This window comes from Gemmobacter nanjingensis, assembly GCF_014652195.1.
Classification (GTDB): Bacteria; Pseudomonadota; Alphaproteobacteria; order Rhodobacterales; family Rhodobacteraceae; genus Gemmobacter; species Gemmobacter caeni.
Genome location: NZ_BMYI01000026.1, coordinates 1 through 16,911 on the forward strand (window position 1 = coordinate 1; position 16,911 = coordinate 16,911).

At 62.5% G+C, this 16,911-nt stretch carries 15 protein-coding genes; 4 read left to right on the plus strand and 11 right to left on the minus strand.

Going from position 1 to position 16,911, the window contains the following annotated elements; translation table 11 throughout:
• Nucleotides 1-10: 10 nt before the first annotated feature.
• From IE126_RS23040 to IE126_RS23070, 7 genes are all read right to left on the minus strand, one after another.
• Complete coding sequence (locus IE126_RS23040) at nucleotides 11-265, minus strand: hypothetical protein (protein WP_189382510.1); 255 nt, start codon at nucleotides 263-265, stop codon at nucleotides 11-13.
• A 46-nt stretch (nucleotides 266-311) separates the two neighbouring features.
• Nucleotides 312-1,025 carry a fimbrial biogenesis chaperone gene (locus IE126_RS23045; protein WP_054303288.1) on the minus strand — a complete coding sequence of 238 codons (714 nt, stop codon included), beginning with the start codon at nucleotides 1,023-1,025 and terminating at the stop codon, nucleotides 312-314.
• 14 nt (nucleotides 1,026-1,039) lie between these two features.
• Nucleotides 1,040-1,537: a Csu type fimbrial protein gene (locus IE126_RS23050; protein WP_108128759.1), complete on the minus strand. Its 498-nt coding sequence runs from the start codon at nucleotides 1,535-1,537 to the stop codon at nucleotides 1,040-1,042.
• Nucleotides 1,538-1,880: 343 nt separating this feature from the next.
• Nucleotides 1,881-5,186: an error-prone DNA polymerase gene (locus IE126_RS23055; RefSeq protein ID WP_189382512.1), complete on the minus strand. Its 3,306-nt coding sequence runs from the start codon at nucleotides 5,184-5,186 to the stop codon at nucleotides 1,881-1,883.
• The gene (locus tag IE126_RS23060) at nucleotides 5,183-6,637 is read right to left on the minus strand and encodes a Y-family DNA polymerase (RefSeq protein ID WP_189382514.1); all 1,455 of its coding nucleotides are present in this window, start codon (nucleotides 6,635-6,637) and stop codon (nucleotides 5,183-5,185) included. The genes IE126_RS23055 and IE126_RS23060 overlap by 4 nt, the downstream gene beginning before the upstream one ends.
• Nucleotides 6,579-7,163 (minus strand): ImuA family protein, encoded by a 585-nt coding sequence (locus IE126_RS23065; protein ID WP_189382516.1) that lies wholly within the window; start codon nucleotides 7,161-7,163, stop codon nucleotides 6,579-6,581. The genes IE126_RS23060 and IE126_RS23065 overlap by 59 nt, the downstream gene beginning before the upstream one ends.
• Nucleotides 7,164-7,320: 157 nt before the next feature.
• Nucleotides 7,321-8,361, minus strand: a complete 1,041-nt coding sequence (locus tag IE126_RS23070; RefSeq protein WP_189382517.1) for a zinc-dependent alcohol dehydrogenase family protein — start codon at nucleotides 8,359-8,361, stop codon at nucleotides 7,321-7,323.
• A gap of 149 nt (nucleotides 8,362-8,510) precedes the next feature.
• Between IE126_RS23070 and IE126_RS23075 the strand changes: the two genes are divergently transcribed.
• Nucleotides 8,511-9,005 (plus strand): Lrp/AsnC family transcriptional regulator, encoded by a 495-nt coding sequence (locus IE126_RS23075; RefSeq protein WP_189382519.1) that lies wholly within the window; start codon nucleotides 8,511-8,513, stop codon nucleotides 9,003-9,005.
• 188 nt (nucleotides 9,006-9,193) lie between these two features.
• On the opposite strand, the gene IE126_RS23080 is transcribed toward IE126_RS23075, so the two are convergent.
• On the minus strand, nucleotides 9,194-9,877 hold the full coding sequence (locus IE126_RS23080) for a UTRA domain-containing protein (RefSeq protein ID WP_054303295.1): 684 nt from the start codon (nucleotides 9,875-9,877) through the stop codon (nucleotides 9,194-9,196).
• A gap of 159 nt (nucleotides 9,878-10,036) precedes the next feature.
• Between IE126_RS23080 and IE126_RS23085 the strand changes: the two genes are divergently transcribed.
• The 3 genes from IE126_RS23085 to IE126_RS23095 are packed head-to-tail and all read left to right on the plus strand — an operon-like array spanning nucleotide 10,037 to nucleotide 13,487.
• Nucleotides 10,037-11,005, plus strand: coding sequence for an ABC transporter permease (locus IE126_RS23085; RefSeq protein ID WP_054303296.1), 969 nt, complete (start codon nucleotides 10,037-10,039; stop codon nucleotides 11,003-11,005).
• A gap of 4 nt (nucleotides 11,006-11,009) precedes the next feature.
• Nucleotides 11,010-11,867 (plus strand): ABC transporter permease, encoded by an 858-nt coding sequence (locus tag IE126_RS23090; RefSeq protein ID WP_054303297.1) that lies wholly within the window; start codon nucleotides 11,010-11,012, stop codon nucleotides 11,865-11,867.
• Nucleotides 11,868-11,870: 3 nt separating this feature from the next.
• Nucleotides 11,871-13,487 (plus strand): ABC transporter ATP-binding protein, encoded by a 1,617-nt coding sequence (locus IE126_RS23095; RefSeq protein WP_189382521.1) that lies wholly within the window; start codon nucleotides 11,871-11,873, stop codon nucleotides 13,485-13,487.
• A gap of 72 nt (nucleotides 13,488-13,559) precedes the next feature.
• Here the strand turns inward: IE126_RS23095 and IE126_RS23100 are convergent, their stop codons facing one another.
• The 3 genes from IE126_RS23100 to IE126_RS23110 all read right to left on the minus strand — a co-directional run bounded on the left by IE126_RS23100 (nucleotide 13,560) and on the right by IE126_RS23110 (nucleotide 16,802).
• On the minus strand, nucleotides 13,560-14,741 hold the full coding sequence (locus tag IE126_RS23100; protein ID WP_189382524.1) for a 2Fe-2S iron-sulfur cluster-binding protein: 1,182 nt from the start codon (nucleotides 14,739-14,741) through the stop codon (nucleotides 13,560-13,562).
• A 3-nt stretch (nucleotides 14,742-14,744) separates the two neighbouring features.
• On the minus strand, nucleotides 14,745-15,785 hold the full coding sequence (locus IE126_RS23105; RefSeq protein ID WP_054303300.1) for an aromatic ring-hydroxylating dioxygenase subunit alpha: 1,041 nt from the start codon (nucleotides 15,783-15,785) through the stop codon (nucleotides 14,745-14,747).
• 84 nt (nucleotides 15,786-15,869) lie between these two features.
• Nucleotides 15,870-16,802: a LysR substrate-binding domain-containing protein gene (locus IE126_RS23110; protein ID WP_054303301.1), complete on the minus strand. Its 933-nt coding sequence runs from the start codon at nucleotides 16,800-16,802 to the stop codon at nucleotides 15,870-15,872.
• Between the last annotated feature and the right edge of the window lie 109 nt (nucleotides 16,803-16,911).

The window sequence follows — 16,911 nt, forward strand, 5'->3', positions numbered from 1 at the left end:
AATGGCCGCATCACGAGGCCGGATACATGTCAGCACCCGACACCGCGCCAAATTGCTCCCCCCAAAAAAACCTCTTGCGCAAGGGGCGGTTATACATGTTGCGCAACTCATCTGCATCAGCCACCAGCAGCCCGTTGCCGTGGTCGGTGAACCGGGTCACAAGGTTCATCGCCCGTCCGTTTACAAAAACCTCCAGATAGAGTTCACGCGGTGCCGGGCTGTCAGGCTGGCCTGCCCCTGCAATCGGAAAGGCCAGCAGGGCCACCGAACAGACAATACGGCGCAACACCCGCCGGACAGCTGAACGGCCATCACTGCCGCGCGACAACAGCATTGGAAGTGCCGGTATTGGTGGCCGCACTCAGCCGGTTGATGCCCCGCGCTGCACCGCTGAGGTGCCATTGCATCACCGAATTGCCCAGCACATAGCCCAACAGCCCGTTGCGACGCAGCACGACCCGACTGTCACGCCCAAGCCGCAGATCGGCGATGCGCAGCCGCCTGTCGCCTGTATTCTGCGCCTGAAGAACGATGCCCCCTGCGGTTTCGCGCAAAGACCAGCGGACAGATGGCGCTTTCGCACCGGAAGCGGTGAAAAACAGCGGAATGCGCAGTTCGGTGGCAAAGGCGACGGTGCCGTTGGGCGCATTGCGGTCAGGCACTTCGTCCACGATGATGCGGTAGGCTTCCTCGCCCTGCACCGGCGACTTGCCGGGACGCACCACACGGATGGTCTGCGCCGTGCCCGGAGCCAGCCGGGTCATGGGCGGGCTCACCACAACCTCCCGCGTGGGGATCAGGCTTTCCTGGCCATTGCGTTGCTGCCAGCGAAAGACACGGGTCTGCACGGTGATCGGCGCCCGCCCTTCGTTGCGCAGGGTCAGCACCGTCGCAGCCCCCGGCGCCGTCACGTCCAGCGTGACCGGCGAGACACGCAGACCCTCTGCCAGAACAAAACCGGGCGAAAGTAAAGCGATGCAGGCCGCCAGAAGGCTGCGGCGCAACAGGCCGGACAGGGCAGTCATGCTTGCTCTCCGGCTCAGTAGGTCACGGAAACGGTGATGGTATCGGTGTAAGTGCCGGTTGCGGGGGTGCTTTGCGGCGCTACCCGGCCATAGACGGTAAAGCTTTGCGCCGCACCCGTTCCGGTCGACGCCCGCGTATCCGTGCCGATCACGTCGCCCCAGTTCGTGCTGTGCGAGGCATCCTGATAGATCCCGTAGCCGACCGTCGCAGAAGCACCCGAAGTCATCAGCCGGGCGGCGGTGGTCGCGCCGGAACCAAGCCCTTCGTTGAGGCCGATATCATAGGCCGTGCCGGGTGTGCAGGTCACCTGAAGGGTTGCCGTGGCATCGGTATTGGCCGTCAGCACGCCCACGCTGCCAAAATCGAGATCCTGGGTCGAGGTGATCTGGCATTCCTCTGCAATGGTGATTGTCACGTCGAAGCTGTCTGTGACCGTCTGGGCAGAGGAGGTGCCCGCCAGCAGGCCAGCGGCCAGGAATGCGGATATGCCGATCTTGATGCTGAACTTCATGTGAAACCTTTCTGCTCTGCCTGTGGGGGCCGGTTAGCCGGTTTGTTGAAATCGCAGGTATGACCTGAAAAACATTACAGGTTGTATTTACTGAATATAACTCTCTCTAAAATGCATGTTCCGCCAAGGAGGCGTTTGGGTCAAGAGCTTTCAAATTCCTGTCGGAACCGGCGGGCGCGAGGGATCAGGGTCAGACAGCGGACGCGCGCCTGTTGCCAGTCTTCCGGTCCGGGTGTGCCGATGATGGGCAAGCTGTTGTGCTGACAGATGTGCGGAGAGCGACAGAGCGATGGACCAGCACCTGTCTGCGGGCGCGCTCTGAACTCTGGCACCTGCTTTTCCCTTAATGGAAATCCCGGCTGGGAAACAATCTTTTGGCCTGTTCGCGCGGATGTCTGGCGCGCGGGGCGGGATGGGTGCGGGGCGCATTGTCTGTCTTGGGGGTGGTCTGCCCGACAGCATCTTCCATCGGGTGCCCCAAACCGGACAGATAATGAGAGACATCCTCGATCTGCTGCGCAATCACATGCACCACGATCCCTTCCCGCTGCAGCGGGCCGGTGACACGCAACAGGCGCCCCCCCATGACCGCGCGGCGATGGGCCTCAAAGACCTTGCGCCAGACCACGATATTGGAGACGCCTGTTTCATCCTCCAGCGTCAGGAAGATCACGCCCGAGGCAGTGCCTGGCCGCTGACGCGTGATGACCAGTCCGCAGACCGTGGTACGCTGCAACGGCGCAGCAAGAAGCGCATCGTGACGCAGCAGGCCGGGCATCACCGGGCGCAGCAATTCCATAGGATGCGCGCGCAACGTCAGCCGTGTGGAGACATAATCCTCGACCACTTCCTCGCCCAGATGCATCTGCGGCAGCATGACAGCGGGTTCGCGGATCGCCTCGCCGTCAAGCGGATCGTTGAACAGCGGCAGTTGTGAGGGTGCCCGGATCGCGCGGACCTGCCAAAGCGCAGCGCGTCGGGTCAGCCCCATGCCGGAAAAGGCATCCGCCTCTGCCAGCCTCTCAAGTGCTGCTGGCGCGACACCGGCGCGCAGCCAGACGCTTTCGGGATCGCGATACCCATTCTTGCGCGCCGTCGTGATCCAGAGTGCATCTTCCTGCCGAAACCCCTTGATCTGACGAAACCCGAGCCGCAACGCCAGCGCCCCGTCCGCACGGCGTTCCAGTGTATTGTCCCAGCCACTGTGGTTGATGCAGATGGGGCGGATCTCGACCTGATGTTCGCGCGCGTCACGCACGATCTGGGCCGGAGCATAAAACCCCATGGGCTGAGAGTTCAGCAAGGCACAGGCAAAGATCGCCGGATGGTGCCGTTTCAGCCAGGCAGAGACATAAACCAACAGCGCAAAGGCCGCAGCGTGACTTTCGGGAAAGCCGTAATCGGCGAAGCCCTCAATCTGACCAAAGCAGCGGGAGGCGACCTCGGCATCGTACCCATTGGCCAGCATGCCGGCGATGAACTTGTCGCGGTGTTCGCCAATGGTGCCCATGCGGCGAAAGCTGGCCAGTGAACGACGCAGATGATCTGCCTCTTCGGCGCTGTAGCCTGCACCGACCACGGCAATCTGCAAGGCCTGTTCCTGAAACAGGGGCACGCCCAGAGTGCGGTGCGTGACTTCCTCCAGTGCGGGGCCGAAAGGTTCGGGCGCTTCCAGCCCCTGACGGCGGCGGATATAGGGCTGCACCATACCCCCCTGGATAGGCCCCGGACGCACGATGGCGACCTCGATCACCAGATCATAGAATTGCTCCGGCCTCATCCGGGGCAGGAAATTCATCTGTGCCCGGCTTTCCACCTGAAACACACCCACGGCATCGGCGACCTGCAACATCCTATAGGTCGCCGCATCCTCGGGCGGTACGCTGTCCAGTGTCAGGGTCCGTTTTTCGTGACGTTTCAGCAGGTCAAAGGCCTTGCGGATGCAGGTCAGCATCCCCAGACCCAGCACATCGACCTTGAGGATGCCCAGCGTGTCGATATCATCCTTGTCCCACTCGATCAGCGTGCGATCCTCCATCGCGGCATTCTCGATCGGGACCAGCTCGTCCAGCCTGCCCCGCGTGATCACGAAACCGCCGACATGCTGGGACAGATGCCGCGGAAAGCCGATGATCTCGCCGATCAGGCGCAACGTCTGCGACAGCCGAAGGTCACGCGGGTCAAGCCCCAGTTCACGGATACGTTCGGGCTTGGGGCCTTCGTTTGACGATCCCCAGATCTGGCCCGAGAGGCTGGCCGTCACATCCTGACTGAGGCCCATCACCTTGCCCACCTCGCGGATTGCCGCGCGCGAGCGGAAATGGATCACCGTCGCACAAAGCCCGGCGCGGTGACGGCCATATTTAGCATAAATCCACTGGATGACCTCCTCACGACGCTCATGCTCGAAATCGACGTCGATATCCGGTGGCTCGCCCCGGTGACGAGAGATGAAGCGTTCAAACACCATGCCGATCATATCCGGCGAAACATCGGTGATGCCCAACAGATAGCACAGAATCGAATTGGCCGCCGACCCGCGCCCCTGACACAGGATGCCTTGCGAGCGGGCGTATTGCACGATGTCATGCACGGTCAGGAAATAGGCCGGATAGTTCAGCTCTGCCACCACGGCCAGTTCCTTGGCCAGCAAGGCTCCGGCCTTCGCGGTTGCACCAGCGGGATAACGGCGGTTCAGTCCTTCTTGGGCCAGCCGGGTCAGGCGCGCCATCGGGGTTTCGCCGCTCTCCGCAATTTCATCCGGATACTGATAGCTGAGTTCCGACAGATCGAAGCTGCAACGCGTTGCAATTTCCAGCGTTCGGCGTAAGGCGGCGGGGTGATCGCGAAACAGCCGCTGCATGTCCTGCGCCCCTTTCAGGCGCCGCTCGGCATTGGCAAGCGCGCGGGTACCGATTGTGTCAATCGTGCAGCCTTCGCGCATGCAGGTCAGCACATCGGCCAGTTGCCGCCGCGCGGCGCGATGCATCAGCACATCTCCAACCGCCACCATGGGCGTGGCGCAACCCTGCGCAAGCCGCGCGCAGGCGGCAAGCCAGGCCTGATCCGATCCATCGTAGCGCGGCGCGGCTCCCAGATAGACATGACCGGGAAAGCGGTTGCGAACCTTCTGGATATATGAGGCCACCGCCCCGAGATCGCCCGGCAGGGCAATCAGGATCATGCCTTTGCAGCCTTCCAGCAGATCTGCACAGTCCAGATGACATTCGCCCTTTTCCGCCCGTCGCTTGCCCAGCGTCAGCAGCCGCGTCAACCGCTGGTAAGCGGCAAGATCGACGGGAAGGGCAATCCATTCAACAGGGCTGTCACGCAACACCAGCCGCGCTCCGACAATGAGCCTTGGCAGGCGTGGCACCTCCGGACAGGGAATATCCTCCGGGGTGCCAATTTCCTGGCGTGAGCAACTGTCGACGCGATGCTGTGACCGGATCTGCACAGATTCGCCTGTTCCCTTCCCGAGGATCTGCAACGCGCGATAGGCCCGCACCACCCCGGCCAGGGAATTGCGGTCCGTGATGGCAATGGCCTCAAGGCCCAGTTCGGCAGCCCGGGTCACAAGTTCCTCGGGATGGGACGCACCCCGCAGAAAGGTGAAATTCGAGGTGACGCACAGCTCGGCATAGTTCATGCAAATTCCCCCTGCACGAACCAGCCCGGATTTTGCGGGGTGTGAAACATCCACAGCCGCCGCCCCTGATGCGTTTCGACCCGCCAGTAATCGCGCAGGCCCCGGCGCCAGTTATCATCCTGAAGCCACCATTCCGGGGCAATCCGTTCCGGCCCCGTCGCGCGGCCGACTGTCAGGGACATACCCCGCCAGCGGAAGCGCGACGGCGGTTCGTGGCCGGTCGCCACGACTGGTTCGGGCGGAAACAGGATCAGCGGACGCGGACGCGGCGCAACCCAGCCCCGTTCCGGCCGGGAATAGGCTGCAGGGACAAGGATGAAACTGCGTTCAGGAATGTGACTGTCGGCGGGCAGGAAGCGCTGCACATTCTCCAGCCCGATCCGGGTGCCGATCCGGGTGATCAGATCGTCAAGCCGCCCGGGATCGCGCGGACCGATATGTGTCACCTGCTCAGGTGGCAGAGGTTCGACCTGCACAGCCTCCAGCCGCATCTGGTCGATTCCAAACCCCGCATCCACCTCGGCGACGCCCCGTTCGAACAACGGCAGTATCCGTGCCGGATCGCGCATGGGACGTGCCAGCCGCAGCTCGACATCGCTTGCGGCGCGATCTACGCGACGCAGGGACAGACACAGAATCCTTGCCCCCGCCTGATGGTCTTTCAGCTTGGCGCACAAACGCTCCAGCAGACGCGCCGTCCCGGCCATGACATCGCTGACCAGCCCGATGGGTTCGGGCAAGGTCATGCGCACGGCGTAATGGGGCGGATCGACCTCTGGCCCGATCTGCTCCGCCTGCCGCCCAAGCGCCTGATCGAGCCGCAGCAACAGTTCCGCTCCGAAACGGCGGGCCAGAGGCGCGCGCGGGCTGTCGGCCAACTGACCGATGCTGCGCAGGCCCATTCGCTGCAAGCTGGTTACCGTTTCAGGATCAAGCCGCAGGGCCGCGACAGGCAAGTCCTCAAGCGCGGCATCCTCACCATGATGCGCCCGCGCCCAGGCCGCCCCGCGCGTATCGCCGGTGCCGATCTGCACCGATAAACCGGCACGGCAAAGCCGTGCGCGCAGCGCGGCAATCATCACCTCTTCACCGCCAAAGATATGCGACGATCCGGTGATATCCAGAACCAGCCCATCCGGCGTTTCGATCCCGACCCAAGGGCACCAGCGTGTCGCCCAACGGCGCAACAAGCCCAGAAAGCGCCGGTCCGCCTGCGGGTCTGCCTGCAGGCTGGACAGGTCCGGGCAATAAGCCCGCGCATCGGAAAACGGCATCCCGCGATAGAGCCCGCGGGCCTCGGCCGCCTCGTTCAGGCAATGAACCCGGTTGGCACTGCCCTGCCGCAGCGTCAGAACGAAGGGCCCATTCTGCGCATGCATGCGCAGAGCCCGGTCACTCGCGAGCCGGGGAAACCACAGTGACACGATGCGCCTTTGAGTCCCATCGAACATGCCAGGCCCCAATTGTTCCTGATTTGTTCTTAATAAGACTCCACTGCTGACGAGTCGAGTCCTGCGGATCGAACACCGGCCTGCAATGCCATCGCGTTTCCGCTGCGTTCGAACCCATGCCCTCTGCGATCAGGCACAGTCCCGTCGTTCCTCCGGCCCTGGCCGCCAGTTGCAACCGCCGCCCGGCAGTCAGGTCAATTCCGGCGGTAAGTTCCAGAACAACCAGAGGCACCGCACCATCGCGCAATGCCTCTTCCGCCACGGCGAGTGTATCGGTCTGGTCCTTCGTCTGTATCAGGATAAGCCGTGAGGGATCGAACCCTTCGAACCCCAACGGATTAAGCTGTTCAGACCGCCAGCCTTCCCGAATCCAGAGCAGGTCCGCGCCGACCTGAGCCGCTGTCCAGAGCGCAAAACTCGCGGCAAGCGGCCCGCTGGCCTCGTGCACACGCGAGCGTCTGGGGGGATAGGCGGTCAGTTCGGGCAATTGCGGGGATGCTCCGGCAAGATTGACTACACCCAGCATACTACATCCTGAACCGCAAGGTTGATGGCAGAATGTTGAAAGGGCGCGGCTACACGGGGTAGCCGGGCCGGAAGGCCAGATTAACAGCTTGAACGCATCCCTGCCGGATCAAGAGGAATCCCGCTGTCGCGGCGGGCACTCTGACCTGCATGATTGCCTAGAACCTGGTGATGACCGTCGTGCCGGTGCCCTGAAACCTGTCCATCGAGATCAGGGCATCAATCGATTCCTCCAGACTGATCCTCCTGCCGACCAGCAGTTCGGGTTTCAGCTTGCCGGACAGGATCATCGGCATCATCACGTCATAGCGATGCGCCTGCATTCCGTGGCTGCCAAGGATTTCAAGCTCATGTGCCACGATCCGGCTCATCGGCACGACGGGCGTGCTGTGGTCACCCAGCATGAGCCCGACCTGAACATGCTTGCCACGGCGGCGCAGATTCAGGATCGAATTGAAGCAGGTCTGCGGATTTCCAAGCGCATCCAGCGAGACATGTGCGCCGCCGCCGGTGATCTCCATCACAGCTTCAACCACATTGGCCGTTGACCTGGCGTTGACCGTGGCGGCCGCACCCAGGGCACGGGCCAGTTCCAGCTTGTCTTCCGCAATGTCGATCGCGACGACATTGGCACCAAGCGCGCTGGCGATCATGATGGCAGAAAGGCCGACACCGCCGCAGCCATGCACGGCAACCCATTGGCCCGCCGCGACCTTGCCCTGATCGACAACCGCGCGGAACGACGTCACGAAACGGCATCCGAGGCTGGCCGCCGTGGCGAACTCAACGGCGTCAGGCAGGGCCACCAGATTCAGGTCGGCATTATGGATCGAGACGAACTCGGCGAACGATCCCCAATGGGTAAAGCCCGGCTGAAACTGGTTGTGACAGACCTGCTGGTGTCCGGCATGGCATTCGGGGCAATGGCCACAGCCCCCGACGAAGGGGACGGTGACGCGGTCCCCAGCTTTCCATCTGGTCACATCCTTGCCCGTTGCGACGATGACCCCCGCCAGTTCGTGCCCCGGTACATGCGGCAACACGATATCGGCATCGTGCCCCACCCAGCCATGCCAGTCGCTGCGGCAGACCCCGGTCGCTTCGACCTTCAGCACTACCCCGTGCCGCTCCGGCGCAGGCTCGGGCAGGCTAACCAGCTTCGGCCGCTGGTTGAAGGCTTCGTATATCACGGCTTTCATCAGTATTCCTCGCTCAGACGGATTTGGCATGACCGCCTCCGGACACTACACCCTGATCCGGGAAAGGCTTTTGCCAAAATCCCTATGTATGCGTCACTTTCAGACGTATTCTGCCCCGACTGGCGTCACATGAGGAGGAGTCTTCCAGAATGCATCAGATTGACAGGATAGATGCCGAAATCCTCAACCGGCTCCAGCGGGACGGGCGTCTTTCCAACACCCGGCTGGCAGCGCAGCTTTCCCTGAGCGAGACGCCCTGCTGGCGCCGTCTGAAACGGCTGGAAGACAGCGGTATCATTGAAGGGTATCAGGCGGTCCTCAATCGCCGTGCGCTCGGGCTCGGCGTCATGGCCTTCGTCCAGCTTGGCTGCGCGCAGCACGACGAGAAGGTGACCCGAGAGTTCAATCTTGCTGTTCAGAACAGCCCGAATGTCCTGTCCTGCCACAACACGACCGGCGAGTCCGACTATCTGCTGGTCGTCGTGGCCAGAGACCTTGATGATTACAGCCGCTTCGTCGAAACGGTCCTGAGGCGCCTGCCCGGCGTCACGAGCATTCGTTCAAACCTGTCCTTGCGAGAGTTGAAGTCGTCGAACCAGTTACCCGTCCTCAATCTTCCCCTCTGCACGGGCGCTGGCGACTGACAGAGGTATCCGAAGGCAATCACTCGGGTAAGCTGCGGGAGCGCAGTTCAGGTCAGCCCTGGGGGCGAGTTCTGCGGGCAGATCGCCCGATCAATTATACCTGTGTGATGTAACTTTTTGAACAGACATAAGGCCGATCACAAGCCACCCCATGCCAGATTGCCTCCCGCAAGGTTCGGCAACCCGCTTCAATAGCGGGTCGTCATCCGATGGTCGCGGCGATAGATCAGGCTGACATAAGTGACCACCTGGTCCTGCCATGTGGTCTGCCGCTCCACCCGGAACAGGGCATCGCCCGCGCGGCAGTTGAGCAGCATGGCCTGCTCGGGATCGGCAGTCGTCGCAGAAAAGCTGATCTCCACATCAGAGAACGGCACCTGCTGCACCAGCCATTCATTGGGGCCGACCGTCGAGAAGTCGAAATCGCGGCCCTGCGGGGTGGCGGCAAGGTTGATCCAGCGGTCCTCCAGCTGAAAGGGCCTGCCATCCGCGAAATGCATGCAAACCAGATGCAGCACCTCGGTCCCCTGTTTCAGGTTCAGCCTCGCACGCAGCCAGTCGGGCGCCAGCATCACCTCGGACCGGATCAGCGCATAGCGATAGGTCGCCCCCTGCTCCTCGATCTCCTTGCGGATCATCGGGATCTCGAAGCGCACCTGACGCACCGGGCTCAGACGGACGCGGGTGCCTGCCTTGCGCTTCCTTTCAACGAAACCCTCATCGACCAACTCGCGCATGGCGCGGTTCACGGTCGCACGGGCGGCGCCATATTCCACCGCCAGCTCCTGCTCGTTTGGCACGGCACTGCCCGGCGGCCATGTCCCGTTCAGGATCCGCTCCAGAATATCCGCCTTGATGTCTCGATACGTCATTTCACCACTTCATCCGCTGACGGCACGCACAGTCTGCCCGGTTGGCAGGCAGAAGCCGAAGCATTTCAACCTCTATCTCGCAAATCCTGCCGATTTTTCTGGACTGGAGTATATTCTTCGTCATTATGAATATCCATAACAGGGTCAAAGTCTATACAAATGGCATCCAAGCTATCACCGATCCCGAAACTTGTCCTCAGAAGACTTGCCATCGGGGCGCTCACGCTCATCGTGGTTTCGGCCGTCATCTTCTGGGCGGTCGAACTGCTGCCCGGCAGCATCGCGACCGAAATTCTGGGCCAGTCGGCCACGCCGGAAACCATCGCCGCCTTCAACGCGCAATTCGGGCTGAACGATCCGCCGCTCTGGCGTTATGTCGCCTGGCTGGGCAACGCAGTGCAAGGCGATTTCGGCCAGTCACTCGCCACGAGGCGCCCGATCACCGACCTGATCGGCGACCGCGCTTTCAACACCTTCTTCCTGGCCGCCTATGCAGCCGTGATCGCGGTGCCCGTGTCGATCCTGCTCGGGCTGATCGCCGCGCTTTATCGCGGATCGCTGCTGGACCGCTGGATCTCCAGTTCCACCCTGGCGGTGATTTCCTTCCCAGAATTCTTTGTCGCCTATATCCTGATCCTGATCTTCGCGGTGCAACTGGGCTGGTTCCCCAGCCTCGCCGGGGTCACCCCCACAATGGGGCTGGCCGAACGGCTTACCGTCAGCTTCCTGCCCGCGCTGACCATGGTGCTGATCGTGACCGCGCATATGATGCGGATGACACGGGCGGCAATCGTGAACCTGCTGGCCCTGCCCTATATCGAGATGGCCGAACTGAAGGGGATGAAGCGCTGGCGCATCATCGCCATTCATGCGCTGCCCAATGCGGTGGCCCCCATCGTGACTGTTGTGGCACTGAACCTCGCCTATCTGATCGTCGGCGTGGTGCTGGTCGAAGTGGTTTTTGTCTATCCGGGCCTCGGGCAATTGCTGGTCGACAGCGTAGCCAAACGCGACATGCCCGTGGTGCAGGCCGCCTGCCTGATCTTTGCCGCAACCTACATCCTGCTGAACCTTGTGGCGGATGTAATCGGCATCCTGTCGAACCCCCGCCTGCTGCACCCGAGGTGACGTTGTGACCCACTGGCTTTTCCACCTCCGCAGCGCACCGCTGTCGGCCCGGATCGGGCTGGCGCTGATCGGGATCTATGCCATCCTTGCGCTTTTTGCGCCGCTGATCGCCCCCTACGGCGAATCCGAAGTGGCCGGCGCCGCCTATCAACCCTGGGTCGCCCCCTTCTATCTGGGAACGGACGCACTGGGCCGCGATGTGATGTCACGGTTGATCTATGGCGCGCGCAATACGGTGGGCATTGCACTGATCACCACCTGCCTTGCGTTTCTGATCGGGACGGCACTTGGCCTGCTGGCCGCGACGGTCGGCGGCTGGGTCGACACCGTGCTGTCCCGGCTGATCGACGTGCTGATGGCGATTCCATCACTGATCTTCGCGTTGCTGATCCTGACAATTACCGGCGCCTCAGCGACGGCACTGGTCCTTGTCATCGCGGTGCTGGACAGCACGCGGGTCTTCCGTCTGTCGCGTGCCGTGGCGCAGGGCATCCTGACCATGGATTACATCGAGGTTGCCCGGATGCGCGGTGAGGGGCTGGGCTGGATCATCCGCCGCGAGATCCTGCCCAATGCCTCGGCCCCGTTGATCGCCGAATTCGGGCTGCGGTTCTGCTTCGTCTTCCTGTTCATCTCAGCGCTCAGCTTTCTGGGGCTTGGCCTCCAGCCACCGACAGCGGACTGGGGTTCCATGGTGCGGGAAAGCGCGCGGCTGATTTCCTTTGCCAATTTCGCAACCTGGCAAACCGCCACCTTTGGTCTGGCCCCTCTGCTTCCGGCCACGGCAATCGCCATCCTGACCGTTGCGGTCAATCTGGTGGTGGACTGGGTGTTGCACCTGTCCAGCGGCTTGAAGGACTGAGCCATGACCAAACTTCTGGAAATTCGCGATCTGTGGATCGAAGGCCGTTCCGGGGACGACTGGCACAAGATCGTCAAGGGTGTCAGCCTGGATCTGGCGCGGGGCGAAGTCCTGGGCCTGATCGGTGAAAGCGGCGCGGGCAAATCGACCCTCGGCCTGACCGCCATGGGGCATGTCCGCCCCGGATGCCGGATCGCAGGTGGATCGATCCGCTTTGACGGGCAGGAACTGGTTGGGGCCAGCGCGCAAACGCTGCGCGACCTGCGCGGACGGCGTATCGCCTATGTCGCCCAATCCTCTGCCGCAGCCTTCAACCCGGCCTGGCGTCTGATCCGGCAGCATTGCGAAGCGCCCGTGTGCCATGGCGTGATGCCCCGCGCGCAGGCCGAGGCCGAGGCCGTGCGGCTGTATGGCGAGATGCGGCTGCCGGACCCGGATCAGATCGGGTTCCGCTTTCCGCATCAGGTATCCGGCGGGCAGTTGCAACGCGCCATGACGGCGATGGCCATGGCCTGCAAGCCTGACCTCATCATCTTTGACGAACCCACGACCGCGCTGGATGTCACAACGCAGATCGAAGTGCTGGCCGCGATCCGCGATATCGTGCGCAACCACGGCGCCGCGGCGATCTATATCACGCATGATCTTGCCGTGGTCGCGCAGATGGCCGACCGGGTGAAAGTGCTGCTGAAGGGCGAAGAGGTCGAAGACGCCCCGGTGCGCGAGATGCTGGCCAACCCGCGCGAGGCTTATACCCGTTCCCTCTGGGCTGTGCGGGAGTTTCAGCCCGCACCGCGCGATCCGGCTCCTGCAAGCCCGCCGTTGCTGAAGATCGACGGGGTGGATGCCTCCTATGGCACGCATAAGGTGCTGGAAAACGTATCACTGACCGTGCCGCGCGGGCGAACCGTGGCTGTGGTGGGCGAAAGCGGCTCCGGCAAATCCACCACGGCGCGGGTGGTGATGGGGCTTCTGTCCCCAGGCGCGGGCAAGGTGACATTCGACGGCGCGGCCCTGCCCACGACCATCGGCGCCCGGTCGCGCAGGCTTTTGCAGCGGATGCAGATGATTCACCAGATGGCCGATACCGCGCTGAATCCGCGCCACCGCATCCGCGAAGTGCTGGGCCGTCCGCTGGAGTTCTATCTTGGCCTGAAAGGGCGGGAAAAAGAGGCCCGCATCCGCGAGTTGCTGACCGAGATCGAGTTGCCCCCGGATCGTTTTATAGACCGGCTGCCGGGTGAGCTTTCAGGCGGTCAGAAACAGCGTGTCTGTATCGCCCGCGCTTTGGCCGCCGAGCCGGAGCTGATCATCTGCGATGAAGTGACCAGCGCGCTGGACCAACTGGTCGCCGAGGGTATCCTGCGCCTGCTGGACCGCATCCAGCGTGAGCGCGGCATAAGCTATTTGTTCATTACCCATGATCTCGCGACGGTGCGGGCGATCGCCGATCATGTCGTGGTGATGCAGCACGGCCGGGTGGTGGAACAGGGCGACAAGGACAGGATTTTTTCGCCGGAGCACGAACCCTATACTGATCTGTTGCTGTCATCGGTGCCCGAGATGGACCCGGACTGGCTGAGCAGGGTGCTGGATCAGCGGCGGGCTGCGGCAGGTTGATCATCTGCCCTGTCGACAGGAAAAAGGCGGCCCTTTGCGGGGCCGCCTTTTAATTTCCAGTCTGCCGGGAACTTACAGATCCAGCACCACACGCCCGTTGGGGCGGGAGCAGCAGATCAAAGCCTGACCGGGGCCCGGAGGGTCCAGCGGCTCGCTGAAATACTCCACCTGCCCGTCCTTCAACCCGCAGCGACAGGAATTGCAGATACCCGAGCGACAGACGAAGGCCGGGTCCAGCCCCGCACTTTCGGCAAGTTCCAGGATCGAGTTCACACCGCTGTTCCACGCGACGGTCACGCCCGACCGGGCAAAGACCACCTCGTTTCCGGTTTCTGCATCAGCCATCGTCAGGGCCGCAGGCAGCGCCTTTCTGGCAGCCGGTTCCGCGATCTTGCGCACATCCGGATCGGTCAGAAAATCCAGCTTACCCAGGGATTTCGGGGCATTCACCGGAATGCGTGGAATGGCAGGCGGGGCCGGTGCGACCTGATCGGCGGCCAGTTTGGGCAACGAGCCGCCGGGGCCGAAGAATTCATAGGCGATCCGCTCCGGGGCAATGCCGAGGCCGGTCAACAGCCGCCACATCGCCACCATGAAGGGCACCGGCCCGCAGAGATAGACCTGATAATCGTCCAGCGGCAGCAAGGATTGCAGCAGTGCCGCATCCACCACCCCGGTCGCATCCGCGTGATCCCCCGGCGCGGGATTTCGCAGCACATTGCAGACGGAGATCCGCCCGGCAGATGCAGCAGCCAGCGCTGCCACCTCGGCGCGCAGCGGCTGCACCCCGCCGTTTTCCACCGCATGTACCAGCCAGACCTTGCGGTTGCTTTGGGCCAGACGATGCAGCATCGACAGAAGCGGCGTCAGCCCGACCCCGCCCGCCAGCAACAGAACCGGGCGCGTGCTGTCTTCGTCCAGAAAGAAGGCGCCGCGCGGAGCCGCGACCTCGATCTCGGCGCCCTCAGCCAGATGATCATGCAGCCAGACCGACCCGATGCCGTCGGGCCTGCCGTTCAGCCCCGCCTCGCGCTTGACCGAAATCCGGTGGCAATCCGCGGCATCAACCGCATTCGACAGCGAATAGGTACGCAGCACCGGGCCTTCCGGGCCGGGAATGCGCAGGGTCAGATATTGCCCCGGCCGCGCGGGCCAAAGCGCACCGCCGTCAGACGGCACCAGATGGAACGAGGTGATAACGCTGCTTTCCGGGTGCTTGCGCATCACCCGGAACCGCCGGAATGTCTCTGCCATGGTTCAGGCCTGCATCTTGGCGTCGACGGCCTGCTCTTCGGCAATCATCGCCTCAAGCTGGCGCCGGAAACGCAGCTGACCTGCATCAATTGACAGGTCGATATGCGGCGAAGTCTTTTCGCGCAGCCCGATCTGCACCGCGTTCAGTACCGCGCGATCCTCCTCAAAGGCGTGACGGACATCCTCGCTCATCATCGCCGACAGCTCGGCATCGTCAGGCCGGATATTCCGCAGCTGGAACCAGTAATAGCGGGTTTCCGTCTCGGTCGTCGGCGTCATGAAGTTATAGCTGTCCATGACAAAGGTCTTCTCGTGCAGCGTGCCTTCCGGTCCGCCGGTGCCCGCCGGTGTGAAGATCGCGCGGATCAGCGCGCTGCACGGATAGCGCACCTCGTAATGCTGCAAGCGGTCGCAGTTGCCTTCAAACTCCACAATCTTTGCATAGAACGGTGCCGGGGCCACATCCATCATCCAGCGGTGGACGATCACGCCATCATCGGTGCGCGTGACCTTCAGCGGCGTGTCCTTGGTAGCAGCCTGGGCAAAGCTGGTCTCGTGCACCCAGGCGACATGGGTCGGGTCCAGCAGATTGTCGGTCATCAGCAGATAGTTGCACTGCAACTCCATCGCCGCACCACGATTGATACCCCAGTCGGGGCTGTCGAAATTCGGGATGTCGATGATGTCATCGACATCGGCGATGGCGGCGTTGCCCATCCAGATCCAGACCAGGCCATATTTTTCATGTACCGGATAGGCGCGCACCTTGGCCGCCGAAGGAATACGGCCCCCGCCGGGCGCCCAGACGCATTGCCCTGCACAATCGAAAGTCAGGCCATGATAGCCACATTCGACGGTATCGCCCTTGATCCGGCCCTTGGACAGTGGCAGCTTGCGATGCGGGCAGGCATCTTCCAGCGCAATAACCTCGCCCTGCGCAGTACGGAAGACGCAGATCTTCTCCCCCAGGACCAGAATCTGCCGAAGGCTGTTTTCGATCTCGCTGCTCCAGGCGGCGACATACCAGGCATTTTTGAGAAACATGGCTACATCCCTATTTGGCGGTGTTTTCAGGGATTATGCGCAGACAAAAAATTGCTGGCCAGCCAAGAACGTCTGGTTGATTGTTTAGCTGTGCTTACTTCTCGCGTCGCGATTCACCTTGGTTTCCGACAGAACCCAGTTGAGAAAATCACGCGCAGGCTTGTGGGTCATGGTCGTCAGTCCCCAGCAGATGAAATAGGCTTCGGGCATCGGCAGAACCTCATCCGACAGCCGCACCAGCCGCCCGGAATCAAGGTCCGGTCCGGCAAAGGATGCCTGGGCCAGCACCACCCCCTGCCCGGCTGCCGCTGCCTCCAGCGCAAGGCTGGACAACGAATACACCGCGACCGTCCGCATCGGGCCCGCCACCGGAGTGTTTTGCGCGGCGAACCAGTTGGCCCAGTCCGGGGCCGCCGTTTCATCCATGCCCCAGTCAATCCCGATCAGCGGCAGGCGGGCCAGCCCCTCGTTGGTTCTCGCCTCGGGATGGCGGGCCAGAAACTCGGGCGAGCAGGCGGGAAAGCAGGTATCGGTGAACAGCGCCCGTGAATGCGGATAGCGCGAAGCGGCCATCCCATAGGTCAGGCGGAAGGTCAGATCCATCAACTGCGGTTCGGTCTCGCGATGCGTGGCAACGATTCGCAAGGTCGTGTCAGGCGCATTCGCCTGAAAACGATGGATCATCGGATTCAGCCACTTTTGCAGCAGCGTCGGCAGCCCGCTCACGGTCAGGTCTTCCGACACGCGCTGCGCCGAAATGAACTCCTGCGCGCGGGCCAGCCGGTCAAAACCCTGCGCAATCATCTCGTGATAGATATGCGCGGCCGGAGTCATCGTGATCCGCCGCCCTTCCCGCAACAGCAACGGCAGCCCTGCATGATCTTCAAGCAGCCGCAATTGCTGGCTGATTGCGCCGGGCGTGACGCCAAGGCTGCGGGCGGCTGCATGAACAGTGCCTGTCCGGCCATATGCATCGAACGCCTGCAGGGCGCGCAGCGGCGGAAGGCTTGTGCTCATTTTTAAGATCCATCCTGGATGACTGTTTAGGCAGGCTTAACAAGTATACAGCGGTAATGATTTGCGGGCCAGCGATACAGGTCTTAGGCTATTAAGATCATACATAATA